We start from the raw sequence: 15,297 nt of genomic DNA, 5'->3' as shown, positions 1-15,297 counted from the left end.
TGACAGCCCTTACCGGATGGGTTTTGAACCCATTAGACTCCTTCAGCGAATTTCAAATGTGGCTCTTTCGCCACCTATTCCAACGCTCCAGACTTCGCCTGGCGCTACGATGTTCAATGTTTATCTTTTTGCTGCCTTTTCCGTACCTCTTCTGCCTTTATGCCTTCTGTATTTCCCGCAATCGTCTCATACACCTTTCTGATGGGGATATTCTTTTCACTGGCGATCTTTTTGCAAACTTCGTACTCAGGAACTATCCTTACACTGCCGTCTAAATCTTTAACCTGTTTTACATACTGCCTGCCGTATTTGGTTTTTATTTTTATTCGCTGCCTTTGGAGAAAACGCCTCTGCACATCATAATATCTTATACCCAGCGAGGTGGTTTCAGATAATATCCGGTGGATCACCCTATCTTTTGTTTCATCCCGGCACAGCACCTGAATCATGGTCCCCGGCCTGTTTTTTTTCATAAAAACAGGGATCCATAAAACATCAAGTACGCCGTCTGCCAGCAGGCGATCCATCAAAAATCCGAAGATTTCAGGATTCATGTCATCAATACATGTTTCAACCACCACGATTCTATCCTTTTGGCATTTGGCATGATTTTCCATCCAACCGGCTGAAGCCGTGCCCACAATAACCCGTAACAGATTCGGCCTGCTTCCCAGATCATTTTTCCCTGCACCATAACCGATCTTTTCCACGGTCATTTGAGGCATGGCTTCAAATGAATCTGCCAGGGAGGCAATAATTGCCGCACCCGTGGGGGTCACCAGTTCATGATCAATTTCAGTGCCGTAAACAGGAACATCTTTCAGTATCTCGATGGTTGCGGGAGCGGGTAGGGGAAGGGTTCCATGGCTGCAAGACACAAATCCTCTGCCAAGGGGAATTTTTGAAGCGATCACCTTTTTAATCCCAAGGTATTCCAGGCATAAGGCCGTACCCACAATATCAACGATTGCATCAACCCCGCCCACTTCATGGAAATGGACTTTTTGGATCAAACACCCGTGTATTTTTGCTTCCGCAGAGGCAATTTTTTTAAAAATCTCCAGACTGTTGTTTTTTACCCCTGCAGACAATGGGCTCGATTTTATCAATGATTTAATGTGGTCATAATTTCTTGACGTTCCATCATCTTTCACATTCACATACACATTTTGAGCCCGAAGTCCGTTTCTCAGTATAGGTTCAACCGCAATGTCAAAATCGGTTAAAGGTATTTCACGGAGTCTTTCCTGCAGCCACTCAACCGGTACCCCAAGGTCAATTAAAGACCCCAGGGTCATGTCACCGCTTATACCTGAAAAACAATCAAAATATGCCAGCATACAACCACCATTTACGGGTTGCGGGTTACGAGATTCGGGTTTAAAAAAGTAAATATTCGGTTAGCAACTCGCAACACGCAACGCGTAACCCGGAACACCTACGTAATAGGCAAACAAACAAGTTAAAAAGGACTCCTTGTCGTTAGCAATAAATGTCTTTTTAAGTTAACTGTTCGCATGAAGTGTTATGATTTCAATCAAAAGCTCGGTCGCTTTAACCATATCATCAAGCTTAACATTTTCGCGCACGGTATGCATATCACGCATACCTGTACCCAACACTCCTGCTATGATTCCTGTTTCAAAGAATATATTTGCATCCGCACCGCCCCCGGAGGTTTTGCAGATTATTTTTCTTCCCAGGTTTTTTCCCGCCTGCATGGCAAGGGCCACCACTGGATGGTCTTCAGGGATATCGGTGCGGGGAAAATCCTTTTCAATAGAAACTTCCAGGCTGGGAAGATCATCTGTTGAATCCGTTTTTCTGAAGTTTTCAACCACCTCTTTGAATGATGAGACAATATCCTCGGTCACTTTGGCCAGCTTTTGGTTGTCATGACTCCGGACCTCCCCCTTTACCGTTACCAGGTTTGGAACAATATTGGTGGCAATCCCTCCCTCAATCATGCCGATATTACAGGTGGTCTCCTTATCGATACGACCTATTTCAAGAGCGGAAATTGCCTTGCTCGCCAGTAAAATCGCGTTGATCCCTTTTTCCGGGGCAGCGCCTGCATGCGAATCTTTGCCGTGTACTTTAAATTCGAGTCGATTGGCCGATGGTGCCCTGACAATGATACCATCTACATCCGTCGCATCCAGCGCATATCCCAATTTTGCATCTATAAGATTTGAATCAAAATGCTTGGCACCCAAAAGCCCGATCTCTTCACAAATGGTCAGGACAAGATCAATGGGGCCATACTGCAATCCATCCTCTTTTAATACCCTTAGGGATTCTAAGATAACTGCTATTGAACTTTTATCATCTGCGCCGAGTATGGTTGACCCCTCGCTGGTAAAAACGCCTTTTTTTAATACCGCTTTTATCCCTTTGCCGGGCTCAACCGTATCCATATGTGCATTTATAAGCAAAGGGGGCGCGTCCACATTACCTTTGAACTTAGCGACCAGATTGCCGGTATCACTTCCGGTTTTTTCTCCTGCACTGTCAACAAAGGTCTCAGCTCCCATCGATTCCAACACTTTTTTGATTTCTTTGGCAAACTCCCCCTCTTGTTTGGAAACACTGTCAATTTCAACCAAATATTTAAAAGTTTCACCCAACCTGTCTTTGTTGATCATTGTTCTTCCCCGCTTTTTTTATTTACCGTTTGTCTTTGGTTTTGGCGAACTCGGCAACGAGCTATCCATATTCCAAAACCGATACCCGACAAAATGATTGACAAAATAATGAATGGATATATTATATGCTAACCTTGCAAACATGGAAGTGCGCAGCTTACTGGTGAGGCTCCCGGACTTCAAATCCGGTGTGGGGCGCTAAAACCGTCCCGGGTGGGTTCGATTCCCATGCACTTCCGCCAATTTTCATCTTACCTAAGAGAATCTTCCGAAAAATATGCAATAAAAAAGAGCTTAGACATTTATCTAAACCCTTGTTTATTTTTTTGGTAGCGGGGGATGGATTTGAACCACCGACCTTCGGGTTATGAGCCCGACGAGCTACCAGACTGCTCCACCCCGCAACAGATATGTTAAAAAAATAATAATTAAACGGTAAAGATAAGTAAGTCAAGTTATTTTTTACGGTTTTATTAATGACTCCACCCGTTCCTTTAAATAATTTTTTTCTTTTTCCGAAACTTCGACGCCGTCACTTTTATAAAGAACCTGTTTTGTTCGGCTGGTTTGGCCGGAAACAATTTCCAATGATGACTTTGGCACCTTAAGGCACTTTGCCAGATATTTAATACACATCTTGTTGGCAGCACCCCCAACCGGAGGCGCCATAAGTTTAATTTTAAGAGCATCACGGTAAAGCCCGGATATCATATTTTTCGAGGACCTGGGCTGCACAAAGATCTTAAAAATAACTCCGTTAGGGCTTTCTGTTACAAATTCCATACGGCACCTGAAAAACCGCCTCGAGGCAGTAGATAGGACTTTCTACGACGCCATCAAAATTTACTCTTTTTAATATTGTTGATGATACGGGTTGAGGAAATATTTCCACTGACAGGAATAAGTTTAATTTGCCCTCCCATTTTCTCCACCAGCTTTCGCCCATAAACTTCTTTGGAGTTATAATTGGTTCCTTTGGTAAGTATATCCGGCTTAATGATTTCTATCAGTTTATCAAGCTGTCCTGTTGAAAAAACAACCACATAATCAACCACATCCAGTGCACTGATTATACGAACACGCTCCTTGGCATTGATCACCGGCCTCCCTTCGCCTTTCAAGCGTTTAACCGAATCATCATCATCCAGAGCCACAATAAGGACATCTCCTGTCTGTCTGGAGGCAGAAAAAAACCCAATATGGCCGGCATGCAAAAGATCAAAACAGCCGTTGGTTAAAACAATTTTTTTATTTTTTTTCCTCAGTTCATGGACGATATTTTCCAGCTCTGCCAACAGCTTATATTTCGTTGATATTCTGTCATAAGCCGGTTTCAAGGCATCCAGTATTTCTTTTTGTGACACTGTTGCGGTTCCCACTTTGCCGACAACAATCCCTGCCGCGGTATTGGCAAGTTCAACTGCTTCCCTGCATGACAGCCCTGACGCGATGGCAAGCCCGAACACTGAAAGTACCGTATCGCCGGCACCGGAAACATCATACACCTGACGTGCCACTGCTCCTATTTTGTATGGTTTTTTATTCCTCTCAAATAAAACCATGCCATCCTTGCCGCAGGTAATTAAAAGCCTGTCGATTGCAACCGATTCAAGTATGTTTGCACCCGCCGTAAACAAAGACGAGTCATTAACAATTTCAATCCCGGTGGCAAGGGCGGCTTCTTTTCGGTTGGGGGTAATAATTGAAACCCCGGAATATTTTTTAAAATCAAGCCCTTTTGGATCAGCAATCGTCATTTTTTTATGTTTATTTGCCAGGGCAAGCAATCCGGACAGCATGGATTTGGTCACCATACCCTTGCCGTAATCGGAAATCAGTACGATATCGACATCGGGCATGACCCTTTCGGTAAATTCAGCAATCGCCTGAAAAGTCCGGTTTGATATTTCCTTTTTGGTCTCCCGGTCAATTCTAAGCACATGCTGGTTTTCTGCAATAATCCGTGTTTTTCGGGTAGTCGGCCTTTCCGATTCTTGAATGATTCCGCTGGTATCCACACCGATTTTTTTGAATTTTTCCAGCAAAAGTTTTCCTTCGGGGCCGGCCCCGATCACGCCGACCGCTAAGACCTCTGCCCCCAGGGCGACCAGGTTGTTTACAACATTTCCGGAACCACCGGGTGTATATTCTTCCTTTTCAACTGAAACGACCTGAACCGGTGCTTCAGGGGATATCCGATCCACAGATCCCCATAAATATTCATCAATCATCAAGTCGCCCACCACAAGGATTTTACATCTTTCAAATTTTGAAATGTCTATTTCCATTTTCAAGGCCACGTAAAAAAATTTTCTCTTTCAGAGTAAAGAACAACATACTGGATTGTATTTGGGTTGTTACGAGTTTCGAGTTGCGTGTTAAGGGTTTTTAATTGGGATGGTTTCCTTTTTTATAGCTCGCAACTCGAAACTCGTAACAGCATCTTGCAACATAAAAAAAATATACCGTCTATTGTCGGTAGCAAGTTGTCGATATGATGTTGTCAAGGCCCTATGTATCATCGCTGTTCTTATCAATTAATTTCTTTATAAATTCAGGGGGTCTTACGACTCTGCCGTTTTTATCCACAAAGGCATGTCGGGTGTATCCTTTCGCATGTATCTGGGTGCTGCCTTCACTTTTTATACAGTAATCAAACTTCATTCCGCCCTTGACTCCGGTATCGACCGAAGTCTCTATGACCAGCATATCATCGTATTGAACTGGGGTTAAAAACTTACAAAAAACTTCAGATACCGGTAAAAAGACTCCTCTGGCCTCTATTGCCTTGTAAGAAAGTCCCATTGCTCTGAAAGTCTCTGAACGGCCTATTTCAAACCATCGCAAATAATTTGCATTATAGGCATAACCCATCTTGTCCGTATCACCGTAAATCACTCGATTGGTTGTTTGGTGGGTAAGCATCAAGTATCTCTTTTCATCGTTTGCGAAACAAGGTTTTTTAATTCTTCGTATCCGTATGACACGGAAAATTGCGGGAATTCATCCTTGACATTGTCAGGCGGACGAAAAAGAATTCTTTTATCCGCCTCTTTCAACATGGTAATATCGTTATAAGAATCACCAATGGCGATCACCTTATAATTAAGGCTTTGCAGCGACTGAATTGTTTTTTTCTTGCTGTCCTTCTGTCGCAAATTATATCCTGTGATTTTTCCTCTTTTATCTACGGATAACGAATGACAGAATAATGTCGGCCATTTAAGTTTTCTCATTAAGGGTTTGGCAAATTCAACGTAGGTATCTGATACAATAATGAGTTGAAGTTGCGACCTCAGCCAGTCAAGAAACTCCAGAGCACCGTCCAGCGGTTCCATGGTTGCTATGGCATCGGTAATGTCCTTTAATTTGAGCCCGTTTTCATCAAGGATGGAAAGGCGTTTTTTCATCAAAACATCATAGTCTGAAATATCACGTGTGGTCAGTCTGAGTTCTTCTATACCGGTTTTCTCAGCCACATTGATCCAGACCTCGGGAACAAAAATACCTTCTAAGTCCGCACATATAATATACATCTACACCTCACTTCATGGTTATTAATCCCGACGGCGTCCTAAAAGTCCCATCTGATGATTTGTCGCAATCTTCCAGGAACTCGACATGCTGTATGTTTTGTTTCTGTGAAAAAACTGCGTTTGGTTTAGGGGATTTCTGTTTGGCCATCGACGTTACTTTTGCGAGTGAATCAATCCTGGTTGTTCTCATCCTCTATCCTAATCAATACCGGTTGGCGACTGACAACATCCAGCGAATTGATTTCCGATAATGCTTTCGATACATCCGCCTCTTTGGCTCGATGGGTAAGCATCACAAGGGGGACCGAACCATTTGTTTTCCGTCCTTTCTGCTGAACCGACTTTATGCTGATATCCTTTTTCCCCAAAATCCCGGATATTGTGGAGAGCACACCGGGTTTGTCCAAAGCGGAAAACCGGATATAGTAATGGGTAAATATTTCATCCATAGGCATCACAGGAATTTTTCGGATATTTTCCATCTGATATGAAAGGAGCGGGATCCTTCTTGTTGATCCTGATAAAATGTTTCGCGCCAGATCAACTGTATCACTGACAACACTGCTGGCCGTCGGCATCATCCCTGCACCTCGGCCATAAAGCAGGATATCGCCCACTGCATCGGCTGAAACGGCAATTGCATTCAGGCTGCCGTTGACATTTGATAGAATATTGTCAAACGGGATCATGGTGGGATGAACCCTTGCTTCAACTGCATCTCCCCTATTTTTACTAACCGCAAGCAGCTTTATTCTGTAGCCGAATTGCTCAGCATATTCAATATCCATGGGGGTGACCCCGGAAATTCCTTCAATATATATATGCCTCAAATCGATTTCAGTACCATAAGCCAGAGATGTCAAAAGAGCCAATTTGTGAGCCGCATCGTATCCTTCCACATCCAGGGTGGGTTCGGCTTCGGCATATCCTTTTGCCTGTGCTTCTGCAAGAGCTTCTTTAAATGGGCTTCCATCATCTGTAATCTTAGATAGAATATAGTTGCATGTTCCGTTTAAAATACCGATCATGGATTTTATTTTATTCCCCACCAGAGACTCCCGCAGGGATTTAATGATCGGCATGCAGCCTCCGACACTGGCTTCAAAAGCAAGATCAACACCTTTTTCTTCCGCAGCTCTGAATATTTCATTTCCCTGATTGGCAAGCAGTGCCTTATTTGCAGTCACCACATGCTTTCCATTTTCAATGGCTTTTAGGATAAAGTCCTTGGCGATGGTCTCACCGCCGACCATCTCTAAAATAATGTCAATATCAGGATCATCAACCACCTTATAGGGGTCGGTGGTTAAAACATTTTTGCCAAATTGTAAACCCCTGTCTGAAGTAATATCGATGTCGGCAACACTTTTCAGGTTTAAGCTTGCGCCGACCCTGGAGCTTATCAGGCCTTTGTTTTCCATAAGAATTTTAGCCACACCGGTTCCAACAGTGCCGCATCCGAGCAAGCCCACATTAATATTTTCCATAAAGACCGCTTCCTTATTTCACTATGCTACCATTCAATATCTTGCTCAAGTTTCACAACCTTTTTTGCAAAAAACGATGCTCTGACGATTCGTAAGTTATAAAACCAGATGAGAATCGAGACGGTTATATTTTTTTCTGTAAGGGGATATGTGGGTCATCTATTCCACCTTTTCGCAGTGTCCTGATATTTGGGATAGATCTATAGATTAAAATCATTTAGCAACGGTTACACTTCATCCCATATATCAGGACACGCTGCAACTGGTTAGATTCATATTACCTGGAAGAAAAGAATATAACCGTCTCGATTCACACCTTCGAATGAATCAACTATTAAAAATTCAAGCACTGCTGAAAATAAAGTCTGCAAAACTTGATTAAAATAATCTAAAATTTCTGCCGTAGAATACGAATTTGTTTACTACCACTTCAAATTACAGGATATTCTTGATCCCCCTCACCGCCTGATTAATACGCATCTTGTTTTCTATCAAAGCAAACCTCACATACTCATCACCGTACTCACCAAATCCCAACCCTGGAGAAACCGCAACCCTGGCCTCTTTAATTAAAAATTTGGAAAACTCCACCGAACCCATCTTTACATATTGATCAGGTATTTTTCCCCAAACAAACATCGTCCCTTTGGGGCGTTTGATATTCCAGCCTACCCTACTAAGCCCGGAAATAAGTGCGTCTCTTCGTTCCTGATACGTTTGGCAAATCTCTTTCACGCAATCCTGGGGACCGTTTAAAGCAATAATGGATGCAATTTGTATCGGCTGAAAAATCCCATAATCAAGATAACTCTTTATCCTGCGAAGTGCGGCAATAATCTCCTTATTTCCTACACAAAAACCGACCCGCCAGCCGGGCATGCTGTAACTTTTAGACATGGAAAAAAATTCAACCCCCACGTCTTTTGCCCCCTTGGCCTGTAAAAAACTGGGCGCTTTATAATCGTCAAAAACAAGGTCGGCATAGGCAAAATCATGAATGATCATGATATTATTTTCTTTGGCGTAATCGACCAGTTTTTCAAAAAAATCATGGTCAACCACCTCCGTGGTGGGATTGTGCGGATAGCTTAAAACTAATATTTTTGGCCTCGGCCAGGTCTGCCTCGTCGCATTGATTAGGTTTTCAAAAAAATCGTGTTCCGGGCCGACAGGTATTCCCCGCACGTCCCCGCCGGCGATAATGGTCGAATACGGATGGATCGGGTAAGTCGGGTTCGGCGTAAAAACAACATCACCCGGCCGGATAGTGACCAGAATAAGATGAGACATTCCTTCTTTTACACCGATGGTGACTATGGCTTCAGTGTCCGGGTCAATATCCACGTCAAACCTTCGTTTATACCATTGGGAAATCGCCACCCTGAGCTTGGTAATACCCATGGATGCCGAGTACCTGTGGTTGTGGGGCTTCTGGGCCGCTTCCAACAGTTTATCAACAATATGCTGTGGTGTGCCCAGATCAGGGTTCCCCATCCCCAGATCTATTATATCTTCCCCTGCATACCTGGCATCCATTTTTATCTTGTTTACTGTGGCAAATACATAAGGTGGCAGCCGATCAAGCCTTGCAAAAGTAGTCATGGAAAACCTCCGCAATTCAACAAATAGATGAGATACTATTTTATAAAGTTTACTGTTTACAATACAATCATTGGTATGTCAAAAAAATTGTTTTGACTTTTAAACTTAATCCGTTTAATTTTTAAGGATTATTATGCTTTAATAAAAACGCATTTGGAGACTGAAATGACCAAACCATTAACTTATGCTGATGCTGGCGTGGACATTAAAAAGGCAAACAAGCTGGTTGGCATCATAAAAGAAATAGCAAAACAAACCCCCAGGTCAAGGGTAATTGGCGAAATCGGCGGTTTCGGCGGCCTGTTTGCCCTTAACACATCCGAATATAAAAATCCGGTTCTGGTCAGCTCCACAGACGGTGTGGGGACCAAGCTCAAAATCGCATTCTCTATGAACAGGCACAACACCATAGGCATCGACCTTGTTGCCATGTGCGTCAATGACATTGCGGTTCAAGGAGCCAAACCTCTTTTCTTTCTCGATTATCTTTCAATGGGAAAATTAGATAACGCGCTTGCCGAAGAAATTATTACCGGAATTGGTGAAGGCTGCCGACAGGCCGGGTGTGCACTTATTGGTGGTGAAACGGCTGAAATGCCAGGGTTTTACAGGGAAAATGAATATGACCTTGCCGGGTTTACCGTCGGAATTGCAGATAACTCTAAGATACTGGACGGTTCTGAAACCCGTGTGGGAGATAAACTTATCGGGATCGCATCCAGCGGGCTTCACAGCAATGGATACTCACTTGTACGCAAGATTTGTTTTGATATTCTAAAACTTGATCATTCCACCCATATAGCTGAACTTGGCAAAACCATCGGCGAAGAAATCCTCACCCCCACAAAAATTTATTCCCAAACCATTCAAAGCATTATAAAGGACCTGCCCGTGCATGGAATTGCCCATATCACAGGGGGGGGGATTGAAGATAATATCCTTCGTATCATACCCCAAGCATGTGAAGTGGTCATTCGAAGAGGAAGCTGGGATATACCCCCTGTGTTTCAATTCCTGCAGGAGGCAGGCAAAATCTCAGATACAGAAATGATGCGCACCTTTAATAACGGGCTCGGCCTCATCGCCGTGGTCCCCGAGCAAGCGGCCAATGAAGTTTTGGAACGTCTTCTGGCTATGGATGAAAAAGCGTTTCTGATCGGGAATATTTCTGAGCGCAAGAGCTCTGCTAATAAAATCCGCTGGATTTAACCATGCCAGGCCACAGGATTAAAGGTGATAAAAGTCAATAAAATTTCTTTGTCAGTCAATATAGTCAGGCATGTGATTCGCCTTTTGGAATGGATAGCAAAAGGTCAAACAAACACACCCGTGTGCAAAACATGAGGAAACGGAAGAACGGACCCCAGGCGGGTGTCTATCACTAAAAAAAAAGAGATTTTTAAAAAATGACCTTTTGCAAAGGCCTCTGTCAGTTGGAAATGATGCATTGGCCATGCCCAATTTATTAACGACTCGCAACAGCGCGAGCTCTAGACTCTTTGGTGTACTTTATACCGTTGATCATTCTCGGCATTGAAACATCCTGTGACGAAACAGCAGCATCGGTGGTTGTTGACGGTACTGAAGTATTATCTTCAGTGGTATCATCCCAGATTGCCGTGCACCATCCGTATGGCGGGGTAGTTCCCGAGCTGGCTTCTAGAAAACATATTGAAGCGATCGTTCCGGTGGTAAAAAAAGCAATTTTACAATCCGGTATTGATATAAAAGATCTTGATGCGGTTGCAGTCACCCAGGGGCCCGGTCTTATTGGCTCCCTGCTGGCAGGCTTTTCATTTGCAAAAGCATATGCCATGACCCTTGACATTCCATGCGTGGGAGTCAGTCATCTTACGGGTCACCTGAATTCCGTATTTCTGGAGTCAAATCCCCCAACGTTTCCCTTTACTGCGCTGCTGGTATCCGGCGGTCATACCAGTATATACTATGTGACATCTTATATCGAAACTGAACTGATGGGCAGCACACGGGATGATGCGGCAGGCGAAGCCTTTGATAAAGTGGCCAAGATGCTGGGGCTCGGATATCCCGGTGGAGAGATTATCGGAAAACTTGCCCAAGAGGGCAATCCTGAAAAGATCTCCTTTCCAAGATCTTTTTTGGATAAATCCGGTTTCGATTTCAGCTTCAGTGGAATAAAAACCGCAGTAAATCGATACATTAAGACCCATCGGGAAGAATACAAAAAGATAATTCCCCATATCGCTGCAAGCTTTCAGGAAGCGGTGGTCGATGTATTGTCATACAAAATTATCAATGCGGCAATGGAAAAGAAATGCAAACATATCGCCATTGTCGGCGGCGTAGCGGCAAATGACAGGCTAAGAAATAAAGTTAAACATGATGCGGAACCCAACGGAATTGTGGTTCATATCCCTTCTTACCATCTATGCGGGGACAATGCAGCCATGATCGCAACAACAGGCTATCACTACCTGGTAAGTGGAAAGAAATCGGATATTAATGATGATGTGTATTCCAGGGAGGTATGAGAAGCCGCCTTTCGGGCTTTAAGAGTGTTCCTTCCGGGACTCGATGAGCGGACTTCTGCCTTTAGGGGCATCTGCCCGCAGCAGATTTAAGTCATAAAACAAAGCGCTCCTTGAACGCCGTGCTCTTTAAGCAAGCCAATCGGCTATAAACTTAAATACCGCTGTTTCAGTTTCAGTATCCTCCTCAGAGAAGCCTCTGATTTTGCCTTTATTTCCTGCGAGTCGATAATATTTTTGCGTATCTCGGTAAATCCTGTTTCAATATCAGGCCCCTGGTGACATATCAGTACAACATCGATTTCTGCTGCAAGTATCTGTCTGATGGCGGTGATAATATCATAATGTTTAACCACGGCCCCCATGTCCAAGTCGTCTGTCATGACGATTCCATCATAACCCATTTGATCCCGTAAAAGCTCTTTCGCGATAATCGAAGACATACTTGCCGGCCATACCGGATCGATTTGTCTATAAAGTATATGAGACAGCATCACTCCGGCCACATCATTTTTAACTGCAGATACAAACGGCAAAAGATCAAAAGATTTAAGGTCTGATAAATCTGCTTCAACAAAAGGCAATTCAACATGGGAATCTGTCGTTGTACGACCTATGCCGGGAAAGTGCTTGGCAACAGCCATCACCCCTCTTCGCTGAAGATGCTCTATTACCTTTGCCCCCATGTCTGATACAAATTCAGGATCAGCTCCGAAGGCCCTTTGGGCCATAATACTCTGAATATTTTCCGGTGCCACATCCAGCACAGGCGCCATGTTCATATTTATCCCCACCTCTCGCAGTTCTTTGGCTGTTGTTGCTGCAAAATATTCAGCATCATCCGGTCCTTTCATTTCAGGGTTGCCGGGAAACTGGGTAAAGGGTTTCTTCAGTCGGGCAACCTGTCCCCCTTCCTGGTCAATGGAAATAAATAATGGCGGCTGATTCTTGGACAAAGCATAGTTTTGTATAGAGCTGCAAAGGTTCTTTATTTGATCATAATTGTGAAGGTTCCCGGAAAACAGAATGACCCCCCCCACCTTGATGGTATCGATGAGAAACATCAGTTCCTGGTTGAGTTTGGTTCCTTCAAATCCGACCATCAGGTGCTGACCGGCTATTTGATCAGGGGAAAACTTCTTAATATCTGTTGTTGTACTCATTGAATTTAATTTGAGAACAATAAATTTTGGCGGGTTAGAAGATATCTGCTATCGGCTATGAACGACCATATGACAGCTAAGAACTGTGAGCTTTCTTTTTTAAGCTGGTGGCGGAATGAAGTAACAGATCTTTTAAGCTGTATCTTTTGTTCGGTTCTGCCCTGGAATACCGTTCAATTTTCTCGATGAGTTCATCCATCTTTTCCTTTTTAAGCGGTCTGGAAAATAAATGCCCCTGGGCCAGCTGGCAATTCATTTGTGAAAGCACCGAATGCTGCGTATTGGTTTCCACTCCTTCCGCAACCACCTTCAGATCCAGCTTATGTGCCAGGGCAATAATCGTTTCAACGATATTTCTATTTTCATTATCGCCATTGTTTTCAATCCTTGAAATAAAACTTTGATCCACTTTTAAGGTATCGATGGGCAGTTTCTGCAGGTAACTCATAGAAGAATATCCTGTCCCGAAGTCGTCAATAACAATTTGCACCCCAAAATCTTTCAGCCTCTGTATTAGGGGGATTGTTTCTTTAACATCCTCCATGAGTGCTGTCTCTGTTATTTCCAGTTTCAACTTGTCAGGTGGCAAGCCCGTTTCATCAAGGATTGCCTTAATATCATCGATCAGACTTGGCCGTAAAAATTGTTTGCTGGAAATATTAACACTCATAAACAGTGGCCATTTGCTTTTTACCTGTTCATCCCACCTGCGTAAATCTCTGCAGGCCTTTTTTAGAACCCATCTGCCTATCGGTATGATCAGGCCGGTCTCTTCAGCAACCGGGATAAATGAGTCTGGATAAACCAGACCCTGGGTGGGATGATTCCATCGAATAAGGGCTTCAAAGCCTATGATAGATATATTATCCAAAGAAACAATCGGTTGATAGTAAAGGTCAAACTCCTTATTTTCTATGGCCCTTCTCATATCGGTTTCGATCTTCAGCAGCTTTAAGGCCTTTTCATGCAAGGTCTTGTCGAATATCTTAAATTGCGATCTCCCCTTTTCCTTTGCATGATACATGGCGGCATCTGCATCACGAATGATGATTTCCGGGTCACTGTATATCTTGGTGTTTAAAACGATTCCAAAACTTGCAGGCGCATAAATATCATTCCCTTTTATTTCAAAGGGAGACTTTAATGACTTTTGAAGCCTTTCCGCAACCAGTACCGCGTAGTTCTCATCTTCTATATCTTCTAAAAGTATGACAAATTCATCTCCTCCAAATCGTGCCAGTGTATCAATATCCCTCAACATATCCTGTATTCTGCTGGCAAATTCAATAAGGAGTTCATCACCAATATTATGGCCTAGGCTGTCGTTGATCAGTTTAAAACGGTCGATATCCAGATAAATGACAGCGAAAAAATAATTTTGACTTCTTTTGCCACGCTTGATTGCCATGATCAGATGTTCGATAAACAAAGCCCTGTTTGGCAAATTGGTCAGACTGTCATGGAATGCCTGGTGGTAGATTTGCTTTTCAGCTTCTTTCAGTTCGGAAACATCGGTGATGGAAACCACACTTTTTTCTGTTCCGGGGATATTTGCCAAAGTAATAAGAATATCTTTACCGGTGTCGTTTTTATCAATGAATTTGCAGGCAAAGTTTTTAGCAATGAATTGAGAATCTGTTTTTTCACCAAATTCTGCCTGGCCTGCCAACAGTTTTCGGCGATTTTTAACACCGATAAATTTGGTTAACGTCAAACGGCCTTCGATTTCATCCCGCGCATATCCTGAAAGATTCATAAACACTGAGTTGACAAGCGATATTTTCATATCCTCTTCCACAATAATTATTGCAGCTCCGGTATTTTGAAAAATGGTGCGATATTTTGCTTCAGACTTTTGCAGTTCGGCAGTACGCTCACTCACTTTCTTTTCTAAAGTTCTATTCACTTCTTTCAAAGATTCCTGAGCCTTTTTAATACTGTTTAATAAAATTTGAGTAAAAATACTGATTAACAGTATGATTCCGATGGTAATTAATATTTTTATACCCTGACCGACATGACTGGTTATTGCAAAAATATAATAAACCAAAGAGGCTCCGGCACCAATGATGATCAGCGCAAAATTATCCAAGGCAACGTTTATCTTTTTTAGATCCAATTATTACTCCCCTAACTTCAACTCTTTTTTAACTGTCCTTAAACGCGATTACGTTGCAAAAATTCCCATCTGCATCGTATAGAAGCTTTTCCGGCACTTGACAGGCCACAGTTGTTATCTAGTAATACGTTTCATTAATACTTTTACATATTAGCTTGCGGTAAATCGAATTTCTTCCAGCAATGTACAACGGGCTCAGTATTGATTTCTTCAATTCCCTTGAGGATTCTTTCTT

Annotated in this window: 12 protein-coding genes and 2 tRNA genes; 3 read left to right on the top strand and 11 right to left on the bottom strand. The window is 43.0% G+C overall.

Annotation, left to right across the window (positions count from 1 at the left end; genetic code table 11):
• Positions 1-113: 113 nt before the first annotated feature.
• A complete protein-coding gene (gene larC, locus SWH54_04385; protein ID MDY6790489.1) occupies positions 114-1,340 on the bottom strand; it encodes a nickel pincer cofactor biosynthesis protein LarC in 1,227 nt (408 codons plus the stop codon).
• A gap of 165 nt (positions 1,341-1,505) precedes the next feature.
• On the bottom strand, positions 1,506-2,645 hold the full coding sequence (locus SWH54_04380) for a M20/M25/M40 family metallo-hydrolase (GenBank protein MDY6790488.1): 1,140 nt from the start codon (positions 2,643-2,645) through the stop codon (positions 1,506-1,508).
• A 144-nt stretch (positions 2,646-2,789) separates the two neighbouring features.
• On the opposite strand from SWH54_04380, the gene SWH54_04375 reads away from it, so the two are divergent.
• Positions 2,790-2,887: transfer RNA gene (locus tag SWH54_04375), tRNA-Sec, on the top strand.
• 85 nt (positions 2,888-2,972) lie between these two features.
• Here the strand turns inward: SWH54_04375 and SWH54_04370 are convergent.
• From SWH54_04370 to SWH54_04340, 7 genes are all read right to left on the bottom strand, one after another.
• Positions 2,973-3,049, bottom strand: a tRNA-Met gene (locus SWH54_04370).
• Positions 3,050-3,107: 58 nt separating this feature from the next.
• The gene (locus SWH54_04365) at positions 3,108-3,428 is read right to left on the bottom strand and encodes a DUF167 domain-containing protein (GenBank protein ID MDY6790487.1); all 321 of its coding nucleotides are present in this window, start codon (positions 3,426-3,428) and stop codon (positions 3,108-3,110) included.
• 53 nt (positions 3,429-3,481) lie between these two features.
• Positions 3,482-4,933, bottom strand: coding sequence for a D-glycero-beta-D-manno-heptose-7-phosphate kinase (rfaE1, locus tag SWH54_04360; GenBank protein MDY6790486.1), 1,452 nt, complete (start codon positions 4,931-4,933; stop codon positions 3,482-3,484).
• 223 nt (positions 4,934-5,156) lie between these two features.
• Positions 5,157-5,570, bottom strand: a complete 414-nt coding sequence (locus SWH54_04355) for a thioesterase family protein (protein ID MDY6790485.1) — start codon at positions 5,568-5,570, stop codon at positions 5,157-5,159.
• A complete protein-coding gene (thrH, locus tag SWH54_04350; GenBank protein MDY6790484.1) occupies positions 5,570-6,181 on the bottom strand; it encodes a bifunctional phosphoserine phosphatase/homoserine phosphotransferase ThrH in 612 nt (203 codons plus the stop codon). Before thrH ends, SWH54_04355 begins: the two co-directional genes overlap by 1 nt.
• A 170-nt stretch (positions 6,182-6,351) precedes the next feature.
• Positions 6,352-7,668 carry a homoserine dehydrogenase gene (locus tag SWH54_04345; GenBank protein MDY6790483.1) on the bottom strand — a complete coding sequence of 439 codons (1,317 nt, stop codon included), beginning with the start codon at positions 7,666-7,668 and terminating at the stop codon, positions 6,352-6,354.
• 435 nt (positions 7,669-8,103) lie between these two features.
• Positions 8,104-9,270, bottom strand: a complete 1,167-nt coding sequence (locus SWH54_04340) for an aminotransferase class I/II-fold pyridoxal phosphate-dependent enzyme (GenBank protein MDY6790482.1) — start codon at positions 9,268-9,270, stop codon at positions 8,104-8,106.
• A 165-nt stretch (positions 9,271-9,435) separates the two neighbouring features.
• On the opposite strand from SWH54_04340, the gene purM reads away from it, so the two are divergent.
• Positions 9,436-10,479 (top strand): phosphoribosylformylglycinamidine cyclo-ligase, encoded by a 1,044-nt coding sequence (gene purM / locus SWH54_04335; protein MDY6790481.1) that lies wholly within the window; start codon positions 9,436-9,438, stop codon positions 10,477-10,479.
• Positions 10,480-10,772: 293 nt separating this feature from the next.
• Positions 10,773-11,783, top strand: coding sequence for a tRNA (adenosine(37)-N6)-threonylcarbamoyltransferase complex transferase subunit TsaD (gene tsaD, locus SWH54_04330; protein MDY6790480.1), 1,011 nt, complete (start codon positions 10,773-10,775; stop codon positions 11,781-11,783).
• Between the two features lie 143 nt (positions 11,784-11,926).
• Here tsaD and nagZ read toward each other — a convergent pair whose 3' ends face one another.
• On the bottom strand, positions 11,927-12,943 hold the full coding sequence (nagZ, locus tag SWH54_04325; GenBank protein MDY6790479.1) for a beta-N-acetylhexosaminidase: 1,017 nt from the start codon (positions 12,941-12,943) through the stop codon (positions 11,927-11,929).
• Between the two features lie 76 nt (positions 12,944-13,019).
• Positions 13,020-15,062, bottom strand: a complete 2,043-nt coding sequence (locus SWH54_04320; protein MDY6790478.1) for a bifunctional diguanylate cyclase/phosphodiesterase — start codon at positions 15,060-15,062, stop codon at positions 13,020-13,022.
• Between the last annotated feature and the right edge of the window lie 235 nt (positions 15,063-15,297).

The sequence above is a fragment of the Thermodesulfobacteriota bacterium genome (genome assembly GCA_034189135.1).
Lineage (GTDB): Bacteria > Desulfobacterota > Desulfobacteria > Desulfobacterales > JAUWMJ01 > JAUWMJ01.
The sequence above is the reverse complement of the archived record's forward strand: the minus strand, read 5'-3'. Positions and strand labels throughout refer to the sequence as shown.

Excerpts from the sequence above, each read along its gene's own strand:
- thrH (MDY6790484.1), bottom strand. The coding sequence starts at position 6,181 with ATGTATATTATATGTGCGGACTTAGAAGGTATTTTTGTTCCCGAGGTC.
- SWH54_04355 (MDY6790485.1), bottom strand. The coding sequence starts at position 5,570 with ATGCTTACCCACCAAACAACCAATCGAGTGATTTACGGTGATACGGAC.
- SWH54_04340 (MDY6790482.1), bottom strand. The coding sequence starts at position 9,270 with ATGACTACTTTTGCAAGGCTTGATCGGCTGCCACCTTATGTATTTGCC.
- SWH54_04365 (MDY6790487.1), bottom strand. The coding sequence starts at position 3,428 with ATGGAATTTGTAACAGAAAGCCCTAACGGAGTTATTTTTAAGATCTTT.
- SWH54_04345 (MDY6790483.1), bottom strand. The coding sequence starts at position 7,668 with ATGGAAAATATTAATGTGGGCTTGCTCGGATGCGGCACTGTTGGAACC.
- SWH54_04380 (MDY6790488.1), bottom strand. The coding sequence starts at position 2,645 with ATGATCAACAAAGACAGGTTGGGTGAAACTTTTAAATATTTGGTTGAA.
- larC (MDY6790489.1), bottom strand. The coding sequence starts at position 1,340 with ATGCTGGCATATTTTGATTGTTTTTCAGGTATAAGCGGTGACATGACC.
- nagZ (MDY6790479.1), bottom strand. The coding sequence starts at position 12,943 with ATGAGTACAACAACAGATATTAAGAAGTTTTCCCCTGATCAAATAGCC.
- rfaE1 (MDY6790486.1), bottom strand. The coding sequence starts at position 4,933 with ATGGAAATAGACATTTCAAAATTTGAAAGATGTAAAATCCTTGTGGTG.
- purM (MDY6790481.1), top strand. The coding sequence starts at position 9,436 with ATGACCAAACCATTAACTTATGCTGATGCTGGCGTGGACATTAAAAAG.